Source organism: Neobacillus sp. Soil_C_43 (assembly GCF_057656715.1).
The window spans coordinates 122,803-148,318 of record NZ_JBDGJV010000002.1 but is presented as its reverse complement, the minus strand read 5'-3'; the positions used below and the strand labels follow the sequence as shown (position 1 = coordinate 148,318).

At 37.9% G+C, this 25,516-nt stretch carries 24 protein-coding genes; 5 read left to right on the top strand and 19 right to left on the bottom strand.

Going from position 1 to position 25,516, the window contains the following annotated elements:
• Positions 1-2: 2 nt before the first annotated feature.
• The 8 genes from AC3A54_RS05420 to AC3A54_RS05385 all read right to left on the bottom strand — a co-directional run bounded on the left by AC3A54_RS05420 (position 3) and on the right by AC3A54_RS05385 (position 8,713).
• Positions 3-554 carry an ECF transporter S component gene (locus AC3A54_RS05420; protein WP_309863287.1) on the bottom strand — a complete coding sequence of 184 codons (552 nt, stop codon included), beginning with the start codon at positions 552-554 and terminating at the stop codon, positions 3-5.
• A gap of 34 nt (positions 555-588) precedes the next feature.
• Positions 589-1,431 carry an energy-coupling factor transporter transmembrane component T family protein gene (locus AC3A54_RS05415; RefSeq protein ID WP_487653629.1) on the bottom strand — a complete coding sequence of 281 codons (843 nt, stop codon included), beginning with the start codon at positions 1,429-1,431 and terminating at the stop codon, positions 589-591.
• The gene (locus AC3A54_RS05410; protein ID WP_309863294.1) at positions 1,415-2,311 is read right to left on the bottom strand and encodes an energy-coupling factor transporter ATPase; all 897 of its coding nucleotides are present in this window, start codon (positions 2,309-2,311) and stop codon (positions 1,415-1,417) included. Before AC3A54_RS05410 ends, AC3A54_RS05415 begins: the two co-directional genes overlap by 17 nt.
• 1 nt (position 2,312) lies before the next feature.
• Positions 2,313-3,164, bottom strand: coding sequence for an energy-coupling factor transporter ATPase (locus tag AC3A54_RS05405; protein ID WP_487653628.1), 852 nt, complete (start codon positions 3,162-3,164; stop codon positions 2,313-2,315).
• 28 nt (positions 3,165-3,192) lie between these two features.
• Positions 3,193-3,957 carry an SDR family NAD(P)-dependent oxidoreductase gene (locus AC3A54_RS05400; RefSeq protein ID WP_487653627.1) on the bottom strand — a complete coding sequence of 255 codons (765 nt, stop codon included), beginning with the start codon at positions 3,955-3,957 and terminating at the stop codon, positions 3,193-3,195.
• Between the two features lie 69 nt (positions 3,958-4,026).
• Complete coding sequence (locus tag AC3A54_RS05395) at positions 4,027-5,115, bottom strand: tartrate dehydrogenase (RefSeq protein ID WP_487653626.1); 1,089 nt, start codon at positions 5,113-5,115, stop codon at positions 4,027-4,029.
• 71 nt (positions 5,116-5,186) lie between these two features.
• Positions 5,187-6,635: an aldehyde dehydrogenase family protein gene (locus tag AC3A54_RS05390; protein WP_487653625.1), complete on the bottom strand. Its 1,449-nt coding sequence runs from the start codon at positions 6,633-6,635 to the stop codon at positions 5,187-5,189.
• A 233-nt stretch (positions 6,636-6,868) separates the two neighbouring features.
• The gene (locus AC3A54_RS05385; RefSeq protein WP_487653624.1) at positions 6,869-8,713 is read right to left on the bottom strand and encodes a sigma-54 interaction domain-containing protein; all 1,845 of its coding nucleotides are present in this window, start codon (positions 8,711-8,713) and stop codon (positions 6,869-6,871) included.
• A gap of 216 nt (positions 8,714-8,929) precedes the next feature.
• On the opposite strand from AC3A54_RS05385, the gene AC3A54_RS05380 reads away from it, so the two are divergent.
• Positions 8,930-9,757, top strand: coding sequence for a GNAT family N-acetyltransferase (locus AC3A54_RS05380; protein ID WP_487653623.1), 828 nt, complete (start codon positions 8,930-8,932; stop codon positions 9,755-9,757).
• Positions 9,758-9,882: 125 nt separating this feature from the next.
• Here AC3A54_RS05380 and AC3A54_RS05375 read toward each other — a convergent pair whose 3' ends face one another.
• Positions 9,883-11,520, bottom strand: a complete 1,638-nt coding sequence (locus AC3A54_RS05375) for an Ig domain protein group 2 domain protein (protein WP_487653622.1) — start codon at positions 11,518-11,520, stop codon at positions 9,883-9,885.
• A 213-nt stretch (positions 11,521-11,733) separates the two neighbouring features.
• Here AC3A54_RS05375 and AC3A54_RS05370 point away from each other — a divergent pair, with 213 nt between their 5' ends.
• The 3 genes from AC3A54_RS05370 to AC3A54_RS05360 all read left to right on the top strand — a co-directional run bounded on the left by AC3A54_RS05370 (position 11,734) and on the right by AC3A54_RS05360 (position 14,577).
• Positions 11,734-12,669: an acetamidase/formamidase family protein gene (locus AC3A54_RS05370; RefSeq protein WP_487653621.1), complete on the top strand. Its 936-nt coding sequence runs from the start codon at positions 11,734-11,736 to the stop codon at positions 12,667-12,669.
• Between the two features lie 1,153 nt (positions 12,670-13,822).
• Positions 13,823-14,098: a hypothetical protein gene (locus AC3A54_RS05365; protein WP_487653620.1), complete on the top strand. Its 276-nt coding sequence runs from the start codon at positions 13,823-13,825 to the stop codon at positions 14,096-14,098.
• Positions 14,099-14,124: 26 nt separating this feature from the next.
• The gene (locus tag AC3A54_RS05360; protein WP_487653619.1) at positions 14,125-14,577 is read left to right on the top strand and encodes a hypothetical protein; all 453 of its coding nucleotides are present in this window, start codon (positions 14,125-14,127) and stop codon (positions 14,575-14,577) included.
• Between the two features lie 158 nt (positions 14,578-14,735).
• On the opposite strand, the gene AC3A54_RS05355 is transcribed toward AC3A54_RS05360, so the two are convergent.
• The 9 genes from AC3A54_RS05355 to AC3A54_RS05315 all read right to left on the bottom strand — a co-directional run bounded on the left by AC3A54_RS05355 (position 14,736) and on the right by AC3A54_RS05315 (position 23,991).
• On the bottom strand, positions 14,736-14,951 hold the full coding sequence (locus AC3A54_RS05355) for a hypothetical protein (RefSeq protein WP_487653618.1): 216 nt from the start codon (positions 14,949-14,951) through the stop codon (positions 14,736-14,738).
• Between the two features lie 181 nt (positions 14,952-15,132).
• A complete protein-coding gene (locus AC3A54_RS05350) occupies positions 15,133-15,906 on the bottom strand; it encodes a Cof-type HAD-IIB family hydrolase (RefSeq protein ID WP_487653617.1) in 774 nt (257 codons plus the stop codon).
• 313 nt (positions 15,907-16,219) lie between these two features.
• The gene (locus tag AC3A54_RS05345; RefSeq protein WP_487653616.1) at positions 16,220-17,170 is read right to left on the bottom strand and encodes a DNA/RNA non-specific endonuclease; all 951 of its coding nucleotides are present in this window, start codon (positions 17,168-17,170) and stop codon (positions 16,220-16,222) included.
• 350 nt (positions 17,171-17,520) lie between these two features.
• A complete protein-coding gene (locus tag AC3A54_RS05340) occupies positions 17,521-17,907 on the bottom strand; it encodes a GNAT family N-acetyltransferase (protein ID WP_487653786.1) in 387 nt (128 codons plus the stop codon).
• A gap of 264 nt (positions 17,908-18,171) precedes the next feature.
• Positions 18,172-18,660 (bottom strand): hypothetical protein, encoded by a 489-nt coding sequence (locus AC3A54_RS05335; RefSeq protein ID WP_487653615.1) that lies wholly within the window; start codon positions 18,658-18,660, stop codon positions 18,172-18,174.
• An 815-nt stretch (positions 18,661-19,475) separates the two neighbouring features.
• Complete coding sequence (locus AC3A54_RS05330; protein ID WP_487653614.1) at positions 19,476-19,766, bottom strand: hypothetical protein; 291 nt, start codon at positions 19,764-19,766, stop codon at positions 19,476-19,478.
• Positions 19,747-21,819: a GAF domain-containing protein gene (locus AC3A54_RS05325; protein WP_487653613.1), complete on the bottom strand. Its 2,073-nt coding sequence runs from the start codon at positions 21,817-21,819 to the stop codon at positions 19,747-19,749. Before AC3A54_RS05325 ends, AC3A54_RS05330 begins: the two co-directional genes overlap by 20 nt.
• Positions 21,820-22,178: 359 nt before the next feature.
• Complete coding sequence (locus tag AC3A54_RS05320; RefSeq protein ID WP_487653612.1) at positions 22,179-23,210, bottom strand: threonine aldolase family protein; 1,032 nt, start codon at positions 23,208-23,210, stop codon at positions 22,179-22,181.
• A 175-nt stretch (positions 23,211-23,385) separates the two neighbouring features.
• A complete protein-coding gene (locus AC3A54_RS05315; RefSeq protein ID WP_487653611.1) occupies positions 23,386-23,991 on the bottom strand; it encodes a GNAT family N-acetyltransferase in 606 nt (201 codons plus the stop codon).
• A 197-nt stretch (positions 23,992-24,188) separates the two neighbouring features.
• Between AC3A54_RS05315 and AC3A54_RS05310 the strand changes: the two genes are divergently transcribed.
• Positions 24,189-25,157 (top strand): NAD(P)-dependent alcohol dehydrogenase, encoded by a 969-nt coding sequence (locus AC3A54_RS05310; RefSeq protein WP_487653610.1) that lies wholly within the window; start codon positions 24,189-24,191, stop codon positions 25,155-25,157.
• Positions 25,158-25,194: 37 nt separating this feature from the next.
• On the opposite strand, the gene AC3A54_RS05305 is transcribed toward AC3A54_RS05310, so the two are convergent.
• Positions 25,195-25,464, bottom strand: a complete 270-nt coding sequence (locus AC3A54_RS05305) for a DUF3949 domain-containing protein (RefSeq protein ID WP_487653609.1) — start codon at positions 25,462-25,464, stop codon at positions 25,195-25,197.
• Between the last annotated feature and the right edge of the window lie 52 nt (positions 25,465-25,516).

Below are 25,516 nucleotides of genomic sequence, written 5' to 3'. Positions count from 1 at the left end.
CCTTATACATCCTTAGATATCTTTGATTTTTGAGATTTCCCTATCTGTTTCCAAGCTAATACAACTGCTAAAGTCACAATCGTACCTACAATAGCTTCAGGAATTCCGTTTGTTATTCCGACGGTCCAAGCAACTCCTGCGGTTAAATAATTGCGGATGACAGCCATTGTTAACACAAATACCGTATTCGACAATGTCCCGATAAAGGCAGCTGCTCCAACAGCAACGTATTCACTTCTGCGGCGGAGTCCAACATACACAAGCCAGGCTACTACGCCGATCAATAAACGAGGCAAAATGGAAACCAATGGATCTTTAAAGAGAGGAACCGTTGCGTTAAGAAACGAAGAAATCCCAAAAATGGCTCCAACAATTAAGCCTACCACCGGCCCCTGCATAATTCCTCCAATAATTGCAGGAATGTGCATGATGGTCGCATTCCCTGCTGCTGTTGGAACAGGTATATACCCCAACCGTGTTACCCCTAAAAGAATGGCTATCGCACCCAGCACACCAGCAATGACAATATCACGAACCGTTAATGACTTTTTCATTCAAAATCTCTCCTTTTGTTTTTAGTTTTTTTAATTAAAAAGGAAACGGGTAAAAAAGTAGTAGTAGTGAGAATAGCAACCCAACCAATAATATTAGATAATCCTTTGTTAGGGCTTTATACACGGAGAAGGAACTCCTGTCACCCCCTGGTGTATAACAGCGAGATTCCATGGCAAGAATTAGGTCCTCAGCCCTTGACAATGCGATATTAAATAAAGGAATAATAATTGGAAACATTTCTTTTGTTCTTTGAATGATTCTCCACCAGTCGCCGGTACCAAAGTCAGCTCCCCTTGAGGCTTGTGCTTTCATCATTTTTTCCATCTCGATAGCGAAGGTTGGGACAAATCGAATCGCAATTGTTGTTATTAGAGAGATTTCGTGAACCGGGAAATGAATTTTTTTTAACGGACTCAATAAGCTTTGTATGGAGTGTGTTAATTCTGTGGTGGAAGTAGATAAGGTAAGAACACTGCTTAAGAAGATAATTTCAACAAATCGAACTGCTGAAACAACCACCAAACGAATACTTTCACTGGTGATTAAAATAAAACCATAATCAATATACACTCTACCATCTGAAAAGAGCTGTCCTTGAAAAAGCAACTGCAAAATCGCTAGGATGATAATAAAAGGAATCGCTGGTTTCACACCAGATAGTCCATAGCTGATAGGAATTTTGGATGCCCAGAATAAATAAAGAGATAAGACTAGACCAATGGCATTTCCGATATAACTCGTATTAAAGGCAATTGCTAACACGAGAATGACAAAAGAAAGAAGCTTTATTCTTGGGTCTAATCGATGAATAAACGAGCCCGTTGGGACGTATTGACCGATTGTTATACTACGGGATATTTCAAATTCGCTGGACATGTGTCGAACCCTCCTTCCTGCCGGTAAGTACCTTCATTATTTCGTCCGCTGCTTCAATAATGGAAAAGGCATCCGTATTTACTTGGTATCCAAGATCGGTTAATCGATAAAGGATCTGTACCGTTTCGGGGGTCCCGATTTGATGTCGCTGCAGTTTTTCTTTATCCGTAAAAATTTCTTTCGGGGTGCCTGATAACACATCGGTTCCGCCTGCCATCACATAGACACGGTCAGCTAGCATTGCGACCTCCTCCATATTGTGTGACACAAAAACGACGGTTAATTTTTCTTCCTTGTTTAACCGTTTAATTTTTTCAAGCAATTCCTTCCTCGACCTTGGATCTAGACCCGCTGTCGGTTCATCAAGTACTAAAATTTTTGGTTTTAAAGCTAGAATCCCTGCTAAGGCTACTTTCCGTTTCTGTCCCCCGCTTAAAGCAAAGGTTTGTCGGTCCGTCATTTCCTCAAAATCTAAACCTACAACATCCATCGCCCACTTAACACGCTCTCTCACCTCCTTTAGTGGAAGACCTAATTTGAAGGGGCCATAGGCAATATCATCGCCAATGATTTTTTCAAAAATTTGATCCTCCGGGTTTTGAAAAACCAGTCCCACTTTCTGTCTCAGCGTTTTTAAATCTACCTTTTTCTTTGATAAGTCTTCCCCATCAATGATTACTTTTCCGGATTCCGGACGCATCAGACCATTGAAGTGTTGAATTAAGGTCGACTTTCCCGACCCAGTATGGCCAATAATGGCAATGCATTCCCCTTCTTCTACATACAGATTGGCGCCTTTTAAAGCAACATGCTCCATCGGGGTACCTTTCATATACGTATGTGATAGATTCTCTATTTCGATGATCGGTCTCTCCGGCATTTTATACCACCTCCTCTTTGGATAATTTTTCTACCTCCGCAACAAACTCCTCCTCTTTGATTAAGTCCCTTGAAAAATTAGTAAGTTGACTGTGAATCACTTCAGCCATTTGGCTAACAGAAGGCACTTCTAATTGCAGATTCACTAATTCCTGCTTATGTTTAAAAATTTCACGCGGGGGACCGTCCATGACGATTTGCCCACCCTCGATGACGATAATCCGGTCCGCTTCCGCTGCTTCGGACATATGGTGGGTTACCGTAATAATGGTCATCCCTATATCGTTCATCTTTCTCATCACCTGAAGAACTTCTTTTCGGCCAAAGCTGTCAAGCATACTTGTTGCTTCATCAAAAACGATGCAATCTGGCTGCATTGCTAACACACCGGCAATCGCGACCCTCTGCTTTTGTCCCCCTGATAGATGGTGTGGCGGTCTGTGGCGAAACTCCGACATTTTGACAACGTTTAAAGCTTCATCCACTCTTTTTTTCATTTCTTCTCTTGCTACACCAATGTTTTCTAGTCCAAAGGCTACATCTTCCTCAACGATTGTCGCAACAATTTGGTTATCTGGATGCTGAAAGACGGTGCCAACAGCTCGACGAATATCCCGTTTCTTTTTCATCTCTCTCGTGTTATGCCCGTGAACCCAGACATCCCCATGATCCGGGGTTAAGATCCCGTTCAAGTGTTTGGATAAGGTAGATTTCCCTGAACCATTGTGGCCAATGATTGCTACATATTCTCCAGGGAAAATGGAAAAGGAGATATTCTTCAGAACGGATACTTTCGTTTTTTCATTTATTTTGTAGGCAAACGATACATTATCTAAACGAATAATTGGTTCCATTTTATACTCCTCTCTCAATAGATTTTTGTTAAATCCCACGTCCTCCATCAATATTTAGAACCTCTCCAGTCACAATCTTAGATAAATCAGAGGCTAAATATAAGGCACCTTGGGCAATATCCTCTGGTAGAATTAACGACCCCAATGGAACACTGTCTTGAAAGATCTTTTTCATTCCCTCCTCTTTTTGAGCCTCATCCCCTACAAGGAATTTACCAATCATAGGTGTATCAGCCGGGCCAGGATTGATGGCATTTACTCTAATTTTAAAAGGAGCTAATTCAAGTGCTAGTGCTTTTGTCAGCATGATTGCAGCCCCTTTTGATGCACAGTACGCGTTTAATCCTGGTCTCGCTCTAATACCAGCAATGGAAGCAATATTAACAATACTTCCACTCTTTTGTTGCTTCATGACTGGAACAGCATATTTAGAAGTTAAAAAAATGGATTTTGTATTTACGTTCATAATTAAATCCCATTGTTCCAAGGTTAATTCTTCAATAGATGTGAAGGATTGTGGAACACCCGCACAGTTAATGACAATATCCAATCCGCCATAGGCTTCCAATGTTTGATTCACAAGGTTTGCAACATCCGAATCACTCGTTACATCTGCATGAATGGCTTGCACTCGTTCTAGACCCGTTGAACTTGCTGCTGTTTTTGCAGACTCATAATTTAAATCAGCAAACGTTACATTAGCCCCTTCATTTGCGAATAATAAAGCAATAGCTTTCCCCATTCCCGATCCTGCTCCGGTTACAAGTGCCGTCTTTCCGCTTAATATATTCATAGATTGGACACCTCCATTTAATCAAAATTCTATCTTTAACTCTAAAATGTTCTTATTTCATGATCCCTTTTAGAGTTTAGCGCTAAGGCTTAATTGAACCATTTTTGAAACAATTGCATCGCCCATTTCAACGGTATTGGCAGTGCCGCCTAGGTCAGGTGTTCTTATTTTTCCATCTACTAATACCCCTTCAATAGAATCTAGAATTAACTTCCCTACATCAGGGAGTGCAAGATGGTCCATCATAATACTAACGCTCCAAATAGAGGCGATTGGATTGGCAATCCCTTTTCCTGCAATATCTGGAGCAGAACCATGTATCGGTTCAAACATAGAGGGGTAAATACGCTCCGGATTGATGTTGCCAGACGGAGCCAACCCTAACCCTCCAACGATAGCTGCACCTAAATCTGTTAGAATATCTCCAAACAAATTACTTCCCACAACCACATCCAAGGCTTCAGGTCTGGAAATAAAATAAGCAGCAAGTGCATCAACATGGTAGAGTTGTGTTTTTACATCAGGATAATTATTGCCTATTTCTCTCACCATCTCATCCCAAAAGGGCATGGTAAAGTTGATCGCATTTGATTTTGTTGCCACTGTAAGGTTCTTCTTCGACCTTTTCTCTGCCAATGAAAAAGCATAGTTTAAAATTCTTTCAGAACCGTACCTTGTAAATATGTTATTTTGCACAGCTAGTTCATATGGGGTTCCCTCATGAACGCGTCCGCCCATATTGGAATACTCCCCTTCGGTATTTTCCCTAACGACAACGAAGTCAAGATCTTCATGGGTTTTATACCTCAATGGGCTTTCTATACCTTGAAGGAGCTTAATTGGCCGCAAATTCACATACTGTTGAAATTTCCGGCGAATGGGCAAAATCAACTCCCAGACCGATATGTGATCCGGAACAGATTTTGCACCAACAGCCCCAAATAGAATTACGTCAAAATCTTTTAAAATTTCTAACCCATTCTCAGGCATCATTCTTCCATTTTGAAGATAAAACTCACACCCCCAATCAAAAGATTCACAAGAGAAAGTAATACCGCCGTGTATCTCTTCCGCTTTTTTTAATATCTTAATGGCCTCATTCATCACTTCTGGGCCAATTCCATCCCCCGGAATTAAAGCAACTGAAAAGTGCTGCAAATCTATCACTCCTTTCATTTAAATTCTTTTAAAAATAACCTAATTGATTAAGCTTTTTAAAGGATTCTTATTTAATCATCACTTTTTATTTTTATCGCGATATTTTTTAATTGAGTATAATTTTGTAAAGCTTCTACTCCTTTTTCACGGCCAATTCCGCTTTTTTTATAGCCACCAAAAGGAAGCTCGACCCCACCAGCTGCACCATAATCATTGATAAAAACCTGACCGCTTTTCACTTTACTGGCTATTCTATGTGCCCGTGATAGATCATTTGTCCAAATTCCTGTTACGAGACCATAAGAAGTTCCATTTGCTAAATTAATAGCTTCCTCTTCGGTTTCAAATTCAAATACGGTTAATACGGGGCCAAAAACTTCTTCTTGAGCTATTTCACTAGATGGAGAAACGTTTTCAATAATAGTTGGTTCAAAATAATAACCTTCACCCAACTCTTCTACCTTTGCTTGCTTTCCACCAATAATGACACGTGCACCTAGCTCTTTTGCTCTCTCGACCATAGCTAGTATTCGCTCAAACTGCCTCCTTGAAATAATTGGACCCAACTCACTGTCATTGATCCCGGAGCCAATTTTTATCCCTTTCATTCTCTCTGCCAATTTCTCAATCATTTCATCTTTAATTTTGGAGTGAACTAACAACCTGGAGCCGGCTGAACAAGTTTGACCCGCGTTTTGAATAATCGCACGGGTAACCCATGTAACCGTTTCATTTAGATCACAGTCAGGAAAAACAATTTGTGGTGATTTCCCTCCCAGCTCCAGTGTTACAGGAACTATATTTTTAGCCGCAGATATCATAACACTCGTACCAGTGCTAACTGAACCTGTAAAAGTGATATGATTGACATCTGGATGATTCACCAGTGCTGCTCCTGCTTCAGAACCATATCCTGTTACAATTTGAAGAGCACCTTTGAGGACTTCTATCTCAGAAAATATTTCCGCTAACTTTATTGCCGACAATGGAGTATCTTCAGCCGGTTTCACTACGACTGTATTTCCAACCGCTATGGCAGCCGCCACACCCCTTGAGGTGATTTGAAGTGGATAATTCCAAGGGATAATTTGCGCACAAACCCCCATAGGTTCCCGAACCGTGTAGTCAATAACATTTGGCGCTACTGGAATTGTTTCACCAAACATTTTGTCTGCCATACCAGCATAATACTCAAAATAGCGTGCACTACTTTCGACATCACTTCTAGCTTGTGAAAGAGGCTTCCCTGTGTCCAATGTCTCAATCATGGCAAGCTCCTCAAATCTTTCACGAACTTTTCGTGCAACTTCATAAAGAGCATTTCCTCTTATACTTGGTTTTAATGATTGCCATTCACTTGATTCAAATACATTCTTCGCGGCTTCTACAGCTAAATCAATATCTTCCTTACCACCCCTGGGAACTGTGCCAATAACTTCATGATTGGCAGGATTATAAGATAAAATAATCTCCCCAGAGACGGACGTTACCCATTTTCCATAAATATACATTCTATTCATTATTAACCTCCATTTTGGTATGGTTATGATTCTTTAAAAAATCTCGAAAATGTCTCAACCCTCTATTCAAATAAAAAGAGAGGTTTTAAATCTATCTAACTAAGTTTTTGCAAGTTTCATGCCAAGATTGAAAATTTAGAAAAGTTAGAATTATTAAATAAAAAACAAGGATAAATACCCCTGTTTTTAAAAGCGATGTTTTAAACTGCAACATAGAGTTGCTTTTTGAAACATCATATATTATATTCTTTGATTTTTCTCCAAAGGGTGGATCGGTCTATTCCGAGTGATTGTGCTGCTAACTTTTTATTATTTTCATATTTTTCTAATGTCGTGAGGATGAGTTCTTTTTCCTTATTTTTAATACTTTGTTTATTTGTAGCTTCTCCTGATAACTTCCTTCTCTTTATTTTTTCAGAAAGAAATTTTGCTCCCTGAAGCCTTAAACTATTACTCTCTTCAAGGACCACCATCCGTTCAATTGTATTCCTTAATTCACGAATATTCCCAGGCCAATCGTACTTCTGGAATAAACCAATTAATTCCTTTTCAACGTTAAAGAATTTATTTTTTCTTTTTTCATTAAATTCATTTAGAAAGGTCTCTACTAATTTAGGAATATCCGCTAAGCGCTCGCGAAGAGGCGGCAATTCTAGAGCTAGTACATTCAAACGATAATATAAGTCAGAACGGAATTGTTTCTCTTCCACTTCCTCCTCTAAATTTCGATTTGTTGCTGTAATGATCCGAACATCCACCGGTATGATCCGCTCACCACCAACACGCCTAATCGTTCTTTCTTGAAGTACCCTTAATAATAGAGCTTGAATTCGTAAAGGAATCTCACCAATTTCATCCAAAAACAGTGTACCACCATGTGCAAGTTCAAATAAACCCGGCTTTCCATCTTTTAAAGCGCCTGTAAATGTGCCTTTCTCATATCCAAATATTTCACTTTCTAGAAGATTTTCTGGCAGGACTGCACAATTCACAGCTACAAATGGACCAAACGATCGATGACTTGCTGAGTGAATACCTTGAGCAAATAATTCTTTACCAGTTCCAGACTCACCAGTGATTAAAACTGTAGATTCTGTTTCAGCAAATTTTCTTGCAAGCTCTTTTGCCTCGATTATTTCTTGTGTTTCCCCAATTACATCACTGAGTCTATACTTTGCCTCTAGCCCATTTTGATGAAGTTTTTTTCGTAGTTGTAATTCTACTTTTTGAATATCTGTAATTTCTTTGAAATTTGATACGGCTCCGACAATTTTTCCTTTGACGATGACAGGAGATCGATTAATAACAATTTGGCGACCTCCTACAGTTGCAATATCTCCCCTTTCAATCTTCCCAGCTTTCAAAACTCGTAACATATCGGATTGTGGGATGAACTCTGTGATGTTTCGCCCCTTCATATCCTCATCAACACCTAAGATCGTTTTTGCATGATCATTAACCAATCTAATTTTTCCGGCTCTATCAATTGCAACAACTCCATCATGCGTTGAATTGACGATCGCATCTACTTGATACCTTTCTTTTACCATTTCCTCAATTAAGTTCGTTAATGATCCTGCTAGCTGTAAAAATGGAATAACTGAAGTGAAAGAAGGCATTATAAAATGTAAATTTTTAATAAGTGGGTTAGATATTAAGCCTTTCATCCAAATTGGGGCTAAATAAACATGATTTTGCTTAATTGTAGTAGATTGTTTTTCTGTCAAAAAGGAGATTTGAATCTGATCATTTGCAACATGTTCCACGTATTCTTTTCTCAACCACTCGATTTCTTCATTTGAGGTTATAAATGAATACTCTCTTTGTTCTGGGAATTCAACCATTACCTTAATAGCCTTTTTTATTTCTTTAATAGTTATTGGGATAGGAATAATCGGAAATGAAAGACCCTCTAACTCTTTCTGAAAAATGGCAGGTGTTATTATAACCATTGGATTCATAATTTGATCTAGTATGGAGTTAATGGAATAAAAACTAGCCGTTTGGTATCCCAAATCTTGTAATAATTTTTTTATTTTGTCTTCATATAAATCATTCATCTTAAAAAGAGCTATCATCGAATCACTCCTGAATATAGAAAGTAAATAAGATAGACTATTTTTTTGTATTTTTTAAATATTCTCTTTTTTATATTAAATTTAATTTTCCTATCTGTAAACTTTCAAGTTCTTTTTCAGTTTTACTTAATGATTCTTGTCTAGTTTATAAAAGAAGGAAAATAGCAAGGACTAAAAGAATTAACATAAGGGATTATAAAAATAGAGGTGAATGCGATGTTAACACAGGAAGAATTAGCTAGCATAAAAGAACTTCAGGCGGTTTGCGAGAAAGATGGAGGATTTCACCTGAAACTTAATTATGACATGCTTGAAAATAGATCAGGACAGGAAAAAGAAGACTTTTTTCATTATGAGAATGATAAACTTGTCGGTTTCGTTGGTAGTTATGATTTTGGCAATAAAGTAGAGCTTTGCGGAATGGTGCACCCAGATTATCGCAGAAGAGGAATTTTCACTAGATTACTTGAACAAGGAATTGAGGAAGCTAAGAGGCGAAATATCAAGAAGATTTTATTAAATGCTCCAAGCTCCTCCCTATCAGCGAAGGAGTTTTTAACTGATGTTCCTTGTGCCTTTTATGTAGCAGAATATCAAATGAAGTGGCACAAGGTGCAGCTTTCCGAGGACCCTTCTGTTACTCTAAGGCCTTCTACCACAACAGAGGATTTCGAAGCAGAAATACAGCTTGAAGTCTCGGCCTTTGGATTTAATGAGGACGAAGCACGACGGTTCAATCAACAGATTAGGGAAAACAGTAGTGATCAAAACTTTATTATTGAAGCGGATGGAAAAACAGCCGGAAAAATCCGCGTTGCTGAAGCCGATAGAGAAGCATGGATTTATGGCTTTGCTGTGTTTCCCGAACTACAGGGAAAAGGAATTGGTAGAAAGGCACTAACAAAGGTTGTTAAAACAGAAGTTCAAAAAGGGCTATCCGTTTTTCTCGAGGTCGAAGCTAAAAATGCTCATGCATTAAAGCTATATGAATCATGTGGCTTTAGAAGCTACCACTCACAGGATTACTATAAATATACGATCTAATACCTGTTTACGAAATAAAAAATGAGGAAACCCATTCAATTTTTTAATGAATAGGTTTCCTTTTGATTTCAAATTTGACTCATATTCTACTGACTTAATACTATCTAGCTAAATCCAGCTGAGTATTAATTACTAATCTCAATATCATCGAAATTAAGTCTTTTCCCTGATGTCCCTGAAACGACAATTCGGAATCGGGCGGGAGCCGTTTGACTAAGCGTGAAGGTTATAACAGTTAGTGTAGACGTACTTGTATTTGAGCTCCCAATATTTGTCCATGTCGAGCCACCATTTGTGGACATTTGCAGCTGCCAGCTTGCACCTGTATCGCTACCAAAATTGGCATGGGAAATTTTTATACTTTTTGCTCCACTTACGTCAAAATTCATGGTTAAGGATCCAGATGCTTGAACACGTGCTGACTGCAGCCCTGTTTTCTTATCCGTTGATAAATTACCGATAAGAGCATTATTAAAGTACCAAGAACCACTTGCAAGTGTGACATTTCCTGAAGAGTATGCCGTTTTAGTTCCAGACTCAAACTTTTCATTTAATACTGTTGTCCCAACAGTTCCGCCAGAGCCATAGCCGTATGACCCGGATTTAAAGGTTGATGTATCATACCATTTATAGCCCGCTGCTGGTGCTGCCCACGGTTCCGAAACCGGCTCAGTAGATGTTTGTGGATTTTCCATTGATAGTAAGGAAGTTGGCTGATCGAGCTGCAATCCACTCACTTGAGACAATGCTGTATAGCTTTCCTGTTTGGCTAACCAATCAATGATATTCACCAACAAAGTACCATCATTCTGTTCCTTAAACCCATCGTAGGTTGTCTTCGTTGTACCTGTTTCCTCACGAAGGTACTTAGGCGTCGCATCCTCTACTGGTGAGGAATCACCGATAAAAGCTGCTTTTCCTAATCCAAGCTTGGATACCGCAGCATAAGGGCCCTCCGCTCTACCCCCACCATTATACACGCCTTGATCAACAGCATTGCCCCAGGCCGTAGTTGTTGAAGGAAGATAGACAATACCTTTTGCCTTGTTTGAATCCGTAATGGCTAATGTAGAACCCGCATGCATGGCAACAGTTGATACACCAATAGTAATTCCGAATGCTTGACTTGGTGCTACAATATCATTAGCTGTTACATCGCCAATCGCGTTATATCGGAATCGGATTCCAAAGTTGGTTGAAAGCCAGTCTGATCCTGTTACCCCCTGCATGGCTGCAGACGAAGCCTCCTCTGTGGTCATTCCTTTTGCAGGATTGGAATAGGCACCACGTCGATACCCATTAAAGACCTCTGATGCATCCCAGCGGTTTTTGTTGCGGTCCGCGTTATAATGGTCTCCAATAAAAAAGATACTTCCTCCATTCTGCACATATTGGATCATGGCAGCCTGTTCAGAACTTTTGTAAGGTATATTGGCTTCTCCAATAATAAATACATTATAGCCTTGCAAGTCCTCATAGGTAATTGGAGTTGTTTTTCGCAGTTCTTTTGCATAATAGCCTTTGTTTGCTAAGGCATTAGCAAAATCAGAGAATCCCCCATTCAAAACCCAATCGGCTGCCCCAGCAGTTTGCCCATGTGTATTATCAAATAAGATTTTCTTTCCATTTGCCGTCCCAACAGGCTGCAGCTGTGGAGCAGGATCAAGTGCATTCTCCGCTGAAGCAAAAGGTGGTTCAGTAAAGAGCGTTGAAGAGAAAAGTAAAAGGATTATTGCAAAGATAGAAAAGCGTTGACGTGTCATTTTTTTCACTCCTTTTTGTGTAGTCCTCATAAAATTACCACACTACTATTGATAGAGTGTTAAAAATACGTAAAATTTAAAATTTTCCCAATATGAATAATACTACTTGATAGAAAAATGGGCAAAATTATGTTTTTTCAAAAAGTTTTTAGTTATTATAAAATAGTACAGAAGCATTCTTTAGTCATTTAAGCTATTAAAGGAGTGAACACCATGATACATAAACTAGACTTAAAATCCGCAAATCTACACGGATCCTTCAGCAAGGACTACCAACCAATTTTAACGATTGATTCTGGTGACACCTTACAAGTAAAAACTCCTGATATTGAATGGGGATATTCTAGTTCTAAGAATGAAGAAAGAGTCATTTTTCAATCAGCGGTTAATGAAGAAGATCGAAGACATCCAATGATGGGTCCAATCGCTATTCGTGGGGCAAAGCCTGGAATGGTGTTAGAGGTGAAATTGAATGATGTCGTACCAGGTTGGTATGGACGCAATTGGGCTGGCGGATTCAAAAATTGGCAGAATGATAGTGTTGGCTTATCAGAAACCCCAAGAATTCAGGTGGACTGGGAGTTAAATGCAACTACAATGACTGGGACTGCCCAAATCGGCGGTAAACCATTTTATGTTGGATTGCAGCCCTTCATTGGATTAATGGGTGTCGCTCCTTCCGAACCAGGCGTACATGTCACCTCCCCTCCCCGTTATTGCGGCGGAAACATTGATTGCAAGGAATTAGTCAAAGGTAGCACACTGTATTTGCCGATTGGCGTAGATGGCGCATTATTTTCGATTGGGGATGGCCATGCCCTTCAGGGGGATGGTGAGGTTTCCGGCACCGCGATCGAGTGTCCGATGGATTTAGTCGATGTGACATTGATTGTGAGAGATGATTTGGAGTTAACCATGCCTCGAGCAAAGACTCCAACAGGCTGGATTACCTTTGGTTTTGACGAAGATTTGAATGTGGCCGCAGCTACTGCCTTGAATGATATGGTTGAGCTTATCCAAGAGTTTTATGGTATTGAAAAAGTAGAGGCTATGGCCTTGGCTAGTGTCGCGGTTGACCTGCGTATTACACAAGTGGTGAACGGTTCGAAAGGTGTGCACGCCGTTTTGCCTCACGGCTCTATTAGATAATGCAAAAGGTGACGAGAATTCAATAAGGGGTTCTCCTATTGGGATTTTTTATAAAAAATTCTAATAATCATCCGATTTTGTAAGAAAAATCTCAGATAAAACAACTTAAATCTAGTAAAAAAAGGGCACCGTTTTTCTAACGGGTTCCGTTACCTGTCACAAAACTCGAAAATGCAATCGAAAGTGTAGCCTAATTTGTACTGCCTTTTGTATCTGTTTTTGCAAATAAAAAATAAAACGGCTCAGTTCACATACTGAGCCGTTTTTTAATATCCATTTTTGGCAGCTTGTTGAACAAACGCCCCCGTTAGACATGGGAGTGAAAACCTCCAAGGGTGGCGTGGAGAATGCGTACATTATATGGAAATTGTTAGAGATATAACTACCTCCTCTATTTAAATATGTCTTCATGTAGCCAAATGGTCTAAAACTCATTCAATACATTCCACTTTAATCTTTTAAGTGTTTTGAAATCCTGCGAATAAGTGAGTATTTGAGAGATAATCGTATCTTACTGAGGGAGTTCAATAACCAAGGCACTTTTAACTGGAATTCTAATTGGATCACAGGTTTTTGTAAATCCTCATCTGGGATCATTGCCAGTTTATCAGTAATAGCTATTTGGATACCGTTAATTGTTTCAAAATTTGATGAACCTTCCTCAGTATGTACCCAAAAATCGGCTCCGCTTATAATCTTTCCTACAATAAAATAAAAACCACCATAAATATGAGATCCATCTTCATTCCTTTGTATTCTTTTACTTCGCCTTGTTTTCGAGGGTCTATGCCAAGAGAATTAAATAGATCCTTGACTTCTTGAGGAAACGTTTCACAAGATAAAACATAATTTTGTTCAAAAACAGAGTTCCATTCTTCTGTTATTAAGGGTTGTTTATCATATTCACACCTTAGTGTAGATACACTTTAACACCAAATCGTTTTCCGCCGTTTCCATCATTTTTTTCCTGTCTAAATTCCCCCGCTACCATCAGGTTGTATGCTATACTTTCTTTTGGAATAAATTTAGAGGATGACAGAATGGCAACTAGACAAAAGAAACTTTTGCCTAAAACCCAATCGGAGCGGGAACAACGACAGAAGGAACGCCAGGAAATGGTAAGGAGCATTTTCAAACTTATGGCTATTGTTGTGTGGGAGTTATACTGTTAAAGATTGTAGATAGCATAGGCAACGCTACACATGAAGCAAAAGTGGAAAAAGCAGGAGAGTTTAACGATAAATGCGAGAATCCTTATGCCTTCTGGCAATGGGTTAACGGGAAAGATTGTGATGACGCTAGAAAGCTAGTTAACAATTACACTGAAAAAGAATGGGCAAAAGAGAAAGTTCAACTCATTGAATTGGGTGATGTAACCGAGGAAGATTATCTATACGACCAAATAAAAGAGAAATTAGAGAAAAAATAAGGAACGTACTAGCAAAGGAAGTCATCATGATATTTAGAAAAAAGATTAAGACTGAGTTTGAAAGGAAACATGAAGTACCGTACAGAGAACGAGACTTCCTTCAAGAATTCCTGAATGAGAAAGCGAAAAAGCAAAGGAATGAAAATATCCGCTATTTCATTTTTATCGTTATTCCTTTGATTTTCCTTTTGGGATGGGGACTTAAAGGCTGTGTAAAAATTATACACGACGGCAGAATCGCTAAAGCAGGAGAGTACATCGATAAATGTGAGAATTACTTTTACGCTTCTTGGCAGGGAGTTAACGGCAAGCATTGTGACGACGCCCGAAAGCTATATAATCATTACACGGAGAAGGAATGGAGAGAAGAAAAAGAATCCCTTATTATCCTTCAACAAGTTACTGAACATGACGCTTTGTATGATGAATTACGGATCAAAATAGCGAAAGACATAGAAAAAGAAGCTAGCAAAAAGTAAAAGCTCCTACCTTTGACAGTAAAGGGTCCGTTTTGATGTGCTATTCTTAAAAATAGTTGCCATCAAAAATGGAATATAAAAAAGCAAACTCGCCTAAGAATAGGCGAGTTTGCTTTTTACCATATACCAGCACTTTTTCAACTAAAGCCCCCGTTCGCTTAATAACTCAAACTAGTTAATAACAACATTTCAAAGATGAAAGCAATTAGGCATAATCCCAATACTGAATCAATAATATTTTGAATGAAAATTGAATCAATTTTTAAAATACGAGTGATAATATCAGTAAATAAAATAAGAAAGAAAAACAATCGTAATATTTTTTGCTTTTTAGAAAGATTAGAAACAGGTTCAAAAAAAGTAGTTAACTTCATAAAAATTCTCCTATTTACCTCTAATTTATATAATCCATTATACCGAGAAAATTTTTATAATCTGTCTTTTGATTTGTCCAATTATTGGTTTTTTTAAAAACTAACCTGCCCGTTTGTTCAATAAGAAAAACAGCGATATTCTTTGTTGAAAGAATCGCTGCCCGAACGAGGTATTTACAGTTTAAATAATTCCATACTTTTTTAATGCGTAATCAATTCCATCTTCACTTGATGGTTTAGTAACAAAATCTGCAATAGTTTTCAATTTTTCGTTGCCATTCCCCATTGCTATACCTAGCCCTACTAATTCCAACATATCAATATCATTTTCGCCGTCACCAAATGCGATAGCCTCCGATTTATCGATACCAAAGAAATCTAGTGTTTTCATTATAGCTAAAGACTTTGAAACTTCCTCGTGCAAAACATTTAACACATAAGGATGCCATCTTTTGAACGTTAGATGCGGAAACTTTAGTTTATACTTCTCAACTGTTCCATCATTTGCAAACAAACACAATAAAAATATATCTTCATTATGAATTAGGGGATTAGTTTCAGGATACTCGTCTAGAGACAAAGTTTCCTTTAAAGCTGTTAAGATTTCCTCCTCTGTTACTCCATTCATACTGAATCCTTCCGTGTAGAATGACAAACCGTTATTCTCTAATTTTGCAAATTCCATAACTTCTTCAATAATACTTTTATTCATTGGTACTTTATGTATAACTTCCTGAATGTGCTTCACGTATCCACCATTTGCTGTTATAAATGTTTCTATACCTAATTCTTGCAGCTCATTACACATTGAAAGAGGCCTTCCTGTTGCAGCCACAACTTTTAGCCCTCTACATTTCAAAGTTCTTATAGCTTCAATTGTAGATATAGGAATACTGCCATCTTTGTGATTTGTAATAGTCCCATCAACATCGAAAAAAACAATTTTGTAACTCATAAAGATCTCCCTTAATATCGTTCCATAAAAGTAAATACCTTTCTGATATTCGACCTCCGAACAAAGAATCCTTCTTCAGCTATCCTGCCCGTTAGTCGAAAAAGAAAAAGCCACCGATATGGCAGCTCCAATCTTTAATTCTTGCACCTATTACTTTCTTCTAATTTATTAATGAAACGAATTAGCTTCTAAAGCTCCACGAAAAACCATCCCTTACTTCAGGGACAATACAGTTTATTTATTAATCCTTATCGAATCATCCTGCCCCGCTACTTTTAAATAGTCCATAATCGCATGGGAGTCATAACCCCATTTATTCACCTACTAAGCCATCACCATCTCGATCATCCATATATTTATAGAGCCATGAATCGCGCGTAATTGGCATCTTAAAGCCAGCAGCTTTTGCTTCAGCGATCGTAACAATTCCGTTATGATTGGTATCCACTTTACTAACATCTTCGTTTCTATTTTCCGTTTCGTTTGCAGGTACATTGTCTGTTTTCGGTGGCGTACTGCTCGTACCTGTCGTTTTCCCTAAATTTTTGTTCACTTCATCTGGGTTTACATTGTCAAATTCATCTGTAATGGATCTGCCCTGAATTTTGTATGTGAATTTATAATGGTTAGGAATTTGAGTCTGAGTATTTGAATATTGAATCACTGCTACGAAATCAGTACAACCTCCTGCATCTCGAATCACTTTTTCCATATAAGCTTGATCGCCGTGCCTATTGAGAATGCTGTCCTGAGGTGAAATGTTATATGCGTTAGATACTCCCCCAAGTGAGTCAGCAATCACATGCCCCTTATCCAAGGTTGGGCTCTCTGTACCAGGAACATTTGCTTCATCTGAGTAATATCTACCTGATGACAAAACATGTTCAGTGTTCGGATTTTGAAGTGTTATATTTTTCGCCTCAACTCGAATTAGCTGTCCATATTCATTTGTAAAAGCCCAATATTCCCTGTCGCCAAACCCGACATCAACTCTGACATTCGGCTTTCTATATCCTGACATATCTCCACCATCTACTACAATTAGTGTATATTTACTGTAGTCAAAGTCACCATTAACACTTGTTATCGTTGGTGTGCTAGTGGCAGGAACGCTTGGACTGACTGCGCTTTCACTAGTCGTTTTTTCTGCCTTTGCTTTAGCCTCAGCTACACCCTGTTCCTCTTTGCCATTTGTTTCATTTGATGAACAAGCCGTAAGGAATACTAATAAAAACGCCATAAATAAGTAGGTTAACTTCTTCATGAATGATCCCCTTTTTGTAAATATCTGTAGAAATACCAATCTATTATACTACTAAAATACTTCAAAAAACGTATAAATTATAATTTAAAAAGGATTCCAAGCTAAGGGTGAAATAATTTTAATCTTAACTCCAACAAATGGTAAAATTCCTTATACCATTAAACTGCTTCGTTATTTGAATAAGAAAATGGCATTACCCTAGTGTTGAAGTAATGCTACCCGTTAATTTAAGTGCATAACTTCACAATCTTGGGTGGGTGTTTCAATACCAGCAAAAGAACCGACTTATATCGGTTAAACAATCGCTTTTCCTTAAACTTTTATATATTTACAGTCTCTATTTGTGTTATTTATTTAGATATCCATTCATATTGAATATCAGGTAAATTTTCTTCATTTTCGTGCCCTCTACCAATGATTTTAAATCCATTCTTTTTATAAAATCTTTGTGCGTTTTCATTTACTTCAAATGTATATAATGTTAATCTCCCACTTGATTGTTCTTTTGCCTTGTCTAGTAATGTTTGACCTATACCGATTCCTTGATAATCAATTTGAATATAAAGTTGACTTATCTCCTTTTCATCATAGGCAATCATTCCAACTACTTTGTCATCAATTAATGCTAAATCTATTTCATACTGTTCAGGTAATATATGATTTAAAAAATTTAAATGATTTTCAAAGCTATGAATTTCTGTCTGGCCAATAGCCCGTTCTTTACTATCCCGCCACATTTCCACTGTCTGTTCAGCATACGAAGGATTAAACTGAGTTATTTTGAATTTGGGTTTGTTCACAAAAATACCCCCTTAATTCTTTTCTACTGATTTATATGTTGTTTCCTGTCTTTAAAATCGATGAATATTACACGATACGAGTAATTAATTTTGTAAAATTTCTTACTATCTTCTTTCATAGTCGCCCCGTTAATACAATAAATTTCAACAAAAAGAAGCGTCAATCCTACTTGGACAATGCACCCGTTAGCTGAAGAAGGTTTATGACAGATTGTAGGAATTTAAATCTTTCCAACCTTGAAAAGTGTTTCGAAAATTTTTAGAGAAGGCATCATCTTTACTAAGAAGTAGAATCAATGAGGAGTCCCAAAAAACTAGTTCAACATCTGCCTTTGGATGTTGGATTTTAGGCTTTCCAACCCAAAAATTTGGATTACCATCAGCATATGGTTCTTCTTTAATATCATCTAAATTGATTGTCTCTTTTTTATTAAATGCTGAAAAAACACCCCATATAAGATAAATTTCTTTGCTATTAGCCAGACTGGCTAGGTTTTCACCCGTAATCCAATAGTTATTAAGTCGGTCATTACCCTCTTCACAAATTCGGTAATCTTCAAAGTAATCTAAGTAATTTTCAGGGTAATACCAATCCAAATCAGTTAGTAACCAATTATATTTTTTTTCGAGTCCATTGAAAGAATTTAGTATTTCTTTTAAATCCAAGAACTTTTCTAAAATGGTGTTCATTTCGTCCATCCCCACTACTTTTTTCTTTATTTTAACATTTTCTTATTGAACTAAACTGAACCGATAGTTCAAAAACAAAAAGGGCTCGCCGTAGCAACCCCATCTTTCACATAAGCCCCCGTTAGCTAAATAACCGAACTAGCTATTATTACTTTTTTTTCTTTAAAAACAACATTTCCAAGACGAATGCAATTAAGCATAAACCCATTAGAGAATCAATAATTTTTTGAACAAGCATTGAATCAATATTTAAAATACGAGTGATTATTTCAGTAAATAAAATAAGAATGAAAAACAACCGCAATATTTTTTGCTTTTTTGAAAGATTAGAAACAGGTTCAAAAAAAGTATTTATTAATTTCATTAAAATTCTCCGATGTACTGTTTATTTATATATTTCATTATACCTAAATTAAGGTAAATATCTTTCTTTTTATTATAGCGATTATTGGTATCTGTTCTTCCACTATCCTGCTTACGTTAGTGTGAGTACATTTTTTCACAAACATTATTTCATCTTAACATATATATCCAATTATAATGTGCTTCATAAACATTTTTTTAAGACCCATTTGTATATCAAATTGAGTGTGAATTTATAGGGGCACAACAGGCATTGTACCCCTACAATTTGGGGTGCACTTTACTAAACCAATAAAAAATGAGTGTCAATTTCATATGCAAATTGGCACTCATTTTAACTTTCATTTTTAATGTTTGTGATAGGAAACGGAACGCGTTACCGTTTTTCGGTGCTCTTTTAACATTTATTTAAGGTCTTAAGGAGTAGCCTACTCCTTCTTTGATGGCATTTGTCAACCGCCTACTATACAAGTCGCACTTGAACTTCCTACAATAGAGTTTAATTCCAATAGTAACTCTGGAAGAACAGACTCGTTTATCAGTTTCTCCAATGTTTTATTGGAGATTGGAACGTTGTATTTTTCAAATGTATCTACTGTATTTTCCCAAACTTGAATAATGGCTTTTGGGGACATATTTGATTGAATTACCACATCTATCACTGCCTTTTTACAAATAGTACTACTCAATAAACCTTTATAAAAAAGAAAGTTCCCTTCAATTTTACTCTTTGTACCTAACAAAAATTGTAGTCCCCTCTGGTCCAGTCTGAATATCGATCTTTGCCTGATGACGGGCTGCAATAGCATAGCAAACCCCTAATCCTAGACCCGTTCCCTTTTCCTTTGTCGTGAAAAACGGTGTACCCAATTTTTCCAATACTTCTGGCTTAATCCCTTCGCCTTGATCCTGAATGGCTAAAACAACACAATTATCTTCCATATAGGTTTTAATCGTGAGTACCTTGCCTTCCATCATAGCCTCCAACCCATTACGATAGAGATTAATTATTAGCTGCCGGGTTTCATTCCGATTTAACAATAAATCCGATATGTCCTTCGTATCAATCTCCACATATTTATTTTGGTTGAATGCATCCACTTGGATTAATGGGGTCATATCATGAAGGATCGTATTCAGGTTTAACTTCTGTAAATCGGACGACCTGGTATTACTCATCGACAGGAATTCTGAAATGATATTGTTCGCACGGTCCAGTTCATCAATCATGATATGTAAGTACTGCTGATAGCGTTCAAATTTATCTTCTTTTTGTAAAATCTGCAAGAAGCCTCGGACGGTTGTCATTGGGTTTCGAATCTCATGACTGATTCCCGCTGCCATTTGCCCAATTAAATCGAGCCCAGATAATCGTTTAAACTCCCTCTCGTATCTCTTTTTCTCAGTAATGTCCTTAATCAAACTACAGATCCCATCACCATACGGGTAGACTACCACGTCAAACCATTTATCTGTATAGACTGCACGTGTTTCAAAATGAGCCGGTAAGCGATCTGACATTACTCTATGAAACTCCCTGTAGAAGTCTGTATTCATATATCTAGGGAATTCCTCCCAAATAACCTTACCTAAAATATCCTCAGCTGTTTTATTTAATGGGAGATGTTGATATTTATTGATATAAATATATTTCCATTCTTTGCTTAATACGATGAAACCATCTGTAATACTTTCTAATACATTATGATTTCTTTCATTAGCAATTGCTAGTTCTCTATTCTGTGCTTCGACCATGTTCTCGAGCTTATTCATATATAGAAGGCTTGAGAATGTGGAAGCTGTAGCATCTACGATCGATTGAGCCAGTTGGAGTTGTGATTCTGTGTAAACTAGAGGATTATTTCCGGTATGAGCCACACCGATAATCCCTAGCACCTCACTCATTGAAACAAGTGGAATCATAAACAGTCCTCTTATGGAAAACTGCCGGCAAATCTCTTGGTTTAGTCTTTCATCAGCCGGTGCATCAGGGATTAGGATAGCATTTTTTGTTTTCATTACCGTCTCAAGTACTTGATCACTACAGGGACCCATTTTCTCGAAGGTCTTTTCCCAGCTTACCTCAGTCCTGTTACTTGCCTTCCCTTGCCTTATTGTTCCATCAACTGTCGTACCTCTTAGGTGGACCCCGATATGGTCGTTATTCAAAACCCTTTTTAAGTAGCGGAAACAGGTCTCCAAGCTTTCTTCCATGGACAAACACATGGAGAGATCGCGCGTGACATCGAGTAATAGTTGCTTTTCAGAAATCAGCTTTTCTTTTTCAGCTAAATTAAGCGCATTTCGAATGGCCACGGCTGCCATATTTACATAGGCCTCCACGGTTTGAATCTCTGAATCTGTTAAATTCATGGGTATCCCCACATCAAACAGGAAAACGAGACCATATAACTCCTGTTCAAAAGAAATAGGAAGCACTAACAACGAGTTAATTTTGAATGCTTTTACCGCATTAGGATCCGGGCGATGATCCTTTAAGGTATCGGGTATGTAGATGGATTTTTGAGTTTCAATGACTTCTTTTGCTAGTAGATCGATTTCTGTATCAATCACATGCATATCTAATGACCAGTCGTTGATGAACTCTGGTTTACCAACATATCCTCTAAAGGTTCCATCCTCTTGTGGCAAATAAATACCAACCGCATCACATTGAACGATTTCCTCCGAGATGGCTGTTGTTACTTGCTCCAATACATCTCGTAATTCGAGCTTGGTATTTATTAATTTTGTTATGTTTGCAAGTCGAGAATACCTCGTTTGTTCCTTTAACATCGCTTGTGCTCCATTCCATTGGCATGAACCTTCGTTAGGTATATTTACAACCGAACTTGTTCTGTACAATTTCCGACAAATTATCTTAATATTTTTATTTTACAATATTTGCATGATTTAGGTCTAGGTAGCGATTAATAAATTTAATAAATAGGAGGCTTGGGGCTACTCTTATTGGGAATGAAAGACAAAATCTTTTATCTGAGCCTTTGAAATGTCCTTCATCTAGGCTATGAAAGACAAAACGATTCACATCTTCCGACGAAATGTCCTTCATCCTTCCTCCATCACCTCAAAATAAAAAAATACACTATAGAACTGTCCTCTTAATTAACAGTTCTATAGTGCCAATAAAATTTTTATGAGTTAACTAACATCTTAAAATCCTCAATAAACGCATCTACCTGATCCTCTTGTGTTGCCCAGGAAGTAACCAAGCGAATGGCAGAATGCTTCTCATCGACCTTTTCCCACACATGAAAAGCATACTTCTTTTCTAATTCAGCAATGACTGAATTCGGGAGTATAGGGAAAATTTGATTCGATGGAGAATGGATTAAAAACGGAACATCTGCCTTACTTATTTCATCTCTAAGCCTACCTGCCAGCTTATTTGCATGCATAGCCAAGTCAAAAAACAGATTATCCCGGAATAGTTCAAGGAACTGAATACCCATCAATCTTCCTTTAGCAAGAAGTGCCCCTTTTTGCTTAATATGATAGCGGAAATCCTCTTTGAGAGAATCACGGCATATGACTAGCGCCTCTCCTATAAGAGCTCCGTTCTTTGTTCCGCCAATATAAAAAGCATCAACAAGTCCAGGGAGATCGCTCAATTTCAGGTCATTTTCATCAGAGCATAGCGCAGACCCTAATCTCGCACCATCCATATATAAAATGAGATTGTTCTCACTGCAGAAATCTCGTAACTGCTCCAGTTCGCTTTTCGTATAAATAGACCCGATTTCAGTAGAATTCGATATGTAAACCAGCTTTGGCTTTACCATGTGCTCGTCTGGATGACCTTCTAATACAGTCTTCACATGATCGGGGGTCAGTTTTCCATCTACACCCTCAATAGATATGATTTTGTGACCAGTTGCCTCAATCGCACCCGTTTCATGTCCTAAGATATGTCCGGAACTAACGGCCATTGCCGCCTCATGTGGTCTTAAGAATGCAGAAATAGCAGTTAGATTTGTTTGTGTCCCGCCTGAAAGAAGGTGGATATCAACATCCGTACGTCCCATTTTTTCTTTCATTAACTCTATGGCCTGTTGTGTAAAATGGTCTTCTCCATAGCCATCCGCTTGGACGAGGTTGGATTCAAGTAATGCATTCAAGATTCTAGGATGTGCGCCTTCGCTATAGTCGTTCTTAAAGCTGTACATTTCGTTGCCTCCATTTTATTTTCAAGAATTATTTCAATATTCTTATCCTACCACATCTATTATCGAATCCCACAATATAATGTTCCGCAAGAACACCCATCCAAATATCGATTTTTTGTGTAAAATTACATTTTTTATGCGAGGTTTACGAATTATCAGCGAATCTCAGTTTTTATCAGCGAATTTGCGATTTTATCAGCGAATCCGCTCTTTTCTTATTATTGAAAGTCTCTAATTTAAATACTTCATTCGCTTCCCACTCTTCTCGTAAAAGTCCCATTCTGATAGAATCATAGTATGTTCCATTATAATAACGGACCTTTCTGATCCTTGCTTCCATGGTCATCCCCAGCTTTTCCCCCGCCTTAATCATTCGTTTATTTCCCGACCAAGTGGTATAACCTACTCGAACCAATGGTAAGGTATTAAATAAGTGATTAATTAAAAGTCGAAGAGCTTGTGTACCATACCCGCCACTCCAATATCTTGGATTGTAAATAACTATCCCCATCTCTAGCCAATTAGAAGGTTTATGCTCCCAATAATAACCTAGTGTGCCGATTATCTCGCCAGCCACTTCTATAACCCATCGGTCATCTTGTTCGACAATAGCCTCTTTTTGACTTAAATATTCATCATAAGGCATATGTTTATGGTCAAAATAAGGAGCGTCCCACTTTTTCCATTCAGGTTCTTCCTCTTTATAAATCAACTCCCATAGCTTGGGCAAATCCGGTTCAATAATTGGCCGTATAATTAAATCATCAATTTTGTAATTCACATGACACCTCCGATTTTGTTTACTCTTTTATATTTTTCTCCATGAAAGATGTATTTCCTTTTATTCGTAAAAGGACAATTGATTTTGTTCTTGAATGTCACTTAATTGGAATAAGATTAAATTAGAGTTTTTTGAGAAATTTGCACTAGATAATGTGTATAAAGAATTAGTTTTATAATAGAATAGGAGGTTTTAACATGAAAGCGGTCGTTACCAACAAATATGGTCCACCTGAAGTGCTTCAATTAATAGAAGTAGATAAACCGGTACCTAAAGACAATCAAGTACTAGTAAAAGTTCATGCAGCATCCTTGAATTTTGGTAACATGGTACTTTTAAAGGGAGAGCCCTTCTTAGCCCGTTTTGCTTTCGGACTTACAAAACCTAAATACCGTATACCCGGAGGTGACATCGCAGGTCGTGTGGAAGCCGTTGGGAAGGATGTTACGCTTTTTCAACCAGGTGATGAGGTATTTGGAGACCTATCCGGATGTGGTTGGGGTGGCTTTGCGGAATATGTCGCTGTTCCCGAAAGTGCCTTAGCATTAAAACCAGCGAATCTATCATTTGAGGAAGCTGCAGCTGTTCCAATGGCAGGAGTCACTGCTTTACAGGGGCTACGGGATAAAGGCAAGATCCAATCGGGCCAAAAGGTGTTGATCAATGGTGCCTCTGGTGGTGTGGGGACTTTTGCCGTTCAGATCGCCAAGGCATTCGGAGCTGAGGTGACTGGGGTTTGTAGTACTAGAAACATAGATATTTTACAATCACTCGGGGCTGACGATGCCATTGACTACTCTAAAGAGGATTTTACGAAAAAGACGAAGACGTATGACCTGATCGTGGGTGTTAACGGACACCACTCCATTTCAGATTATAAACGGCTCTTAAATCCAAACGGTATTTTTGTTCATGTTGGAGGTTCCGGCTCTCAAATGTTCCAAGCGATGGCCTTGGGTCCTTGGATTTCTCTGACTGAAAAAAAGAAAATGGGTACCTTTTTACAAAGAGCTAACCAAAAAGACCTGATTTATTTGAAGGAACTTATTGAAGATGGAAAAGTAAAGCCTGTGATTGATCGATGTTATAAAATAAGTGAAGTGAAAGAAGCCTTCAAGTATTTTGCAGAAGGGCATGCGCAAGGGAAAGTGATCATCACTGTATAAAACAGAAAAAATGCCTCATTCCATTTGAATGAGGCACTTAGTATTTCAACCTTTTATGATTCCATTTATACAGAAGTGTAGCTAATAAGTTTGCGCCAATAAATAAAATATTTCCTTGTGCATTATAATGCAGTTCTTGATTTTCGAAACTCATTTTATCGTAATATTCTCCTTGGCTGAGACCAATTTCCTTACGTTTCTGCTCCTCTTCTTTTAGATGTTTAACGTACTTATATTGAACGGGTAAGAGAATGAGCGATAACAAGAAGTATGCACCAATAATTCCTAAAGTCGCATATAGACCCATTTTTTCTTCTCCCCTCTTCGCAAGAAAAATTTTCCTTATTTCATTTTACGTA

What these genes read in the sequence shown, in the direction of transcription:
- AC3A54_RS05420 (WP_309863287.1), bottom strand. Translation starts at nt 554, where the DNA reads ATGAAAAAGTCATTAACGGTTCGTGATATTGTCATTGCTGGTGTGCTG.
- AC3A54_RS05415 (WP_487653629.1), bottom strand. Translation starts at nt 1,431, where the DNA reads ATGTCCAGCGAATTTGAAATATCCCGTAGTATAACAATCGGTCAATAC.
- AC3A54_RS05410 (WP_309863294.1), bottom strand. Translation starts at nt 2,311, where the DNA reads ATGCCGGAGAGACCGATCATCGAAATAGAGAATCTATCACATACGTAT.
- AC3A54_RS05405 (WP_487653628.1), bottom strand. Translation starts at nt 3,164, where the DNA reads ATGGAACCAATTATTCGTTTAGATAATGTATCGTTTGCCTACAAAATA.
- AC3A54_RS05400 (WP_487653627.1), bottom strand. Translation starts at nt 3,957, where the DNA reads ATGAATATATTAAGCGGAAAGACGGCACTTGTAACCGGAGCAGGATCG.
- AC3A54_RS05390 (WP_487653625.1), bottom strand. Translation starts at nt 6,635, where the DNA reads ATGAATAGAATGTATATTTATGGAAAATGGGTAACGTCCGTCTCTGGG.
- AC3A54_RS05385 (WP_487653624.1), bottom strand. Translation starts at nt 8,713, where the DNA reads ATGATAGCTCTTTTTAAGATGAATGATTTATATGAAGACAAAATAAAA.
- AC3A54_RS05380 (WP_487653623.1), top strand. Translation starts at nt 8,930, where the DNA reads ATGTTAACACAGGAAGAATTAGCTAGCATAAAAGAACTTCAGGCGGTT.
- AC3A54_RS05375 (WP_487653622.1), bottom strand. Translation starts at nt 11,520, where the DNA reads ATGACACGTCAACGCTTTTCTATCTTTGCAATAATCCTTTTACTTTTC.
- AC3A54_RS05370 (WP_487653621.1), top strand. Translation starts at nt 11,734, where the DNA reads ATGATACATAAACTAGACTTAAAATCCGCAAATCTACACGGATCCTTC.
- AC3A54_RS05360 (WP_487653619.1), top strand. Translation starts at nt 14,125, where the DNA reads ATGATATTTAGAAAAAAGATTAAGACTGAGTTTGAAAGGAAACATGAA.
- AC3A54_RS05355 (WP_487653618.1), bottom strand. Translation starts at nt 14,951, where the DNA reads ATGAAGTTAACTACTTTTTTTGAACCTGTTTCTAATCTTTCTAAAAAG.
- AC3A54_RS05350 (WP_487653617.1), bottom strand. Translation starts at nt 15,906, where the DNA reads ATGAGTTACAAAATTGTTTTTTTCGATGTTGATGGGACTATTACAAAT.
- AC3A54_RS05345 (WP_487653616.1), bottom strand. Translation starts at nt 17,170, where the DNA reads ATGAAGAAGTTAACCTACTTATTTATGGCGTTTTTATTAGTATTCCTT.
- AC3A54_RS05340 (WP_487653786.1), bottom strand. Translation starts at nt 17,907, where the DNA reads ATGTGGCGGGATAGTAAAGAACGGGCTATTGGCCAGACAGAAATTCAT.
- AC3A54_RS05335 (WP_487653615.1), bottom strand. Translation starts at nt 18,660, where the DNA reads ATGAACACCATTTTAGAAAAGTTCTTGGATTTAAAAGAAATACTAAAT.
- AC3A54_RS05325 (WP_487653613.1), bottom strand. Translation starts at nt 21,819, where the DNA reads ATGTTAAAGGAACAAACGAGGTATTCTCGACTTGCAAACATAACAAAA.
- AC3A54_RS05320 (WP_487653612.1), bottom strand. Translation starts at nt 23,210, where the DNA reads ATGTACAGCTTTAAGAACGACTATAGCGAAGGCGCACATCCTAGAATC.
- AC3A54_RS05310 (WP_487653610.1), top strand. Translation starts at nt 24,189, where the DNA reads ATGAAAGCGGTCGTTACCAACAAATATGGTCCACCTGAAGTGCTTCAA.
- AC3A54_RS05305 (WP_487653609.1), bottom strand. Translation starts at nt 25,464, where the DNA reads ATGGGTCTATATGCGACTTTAGGAATTATTGGTGCATACTTCTTGTTA.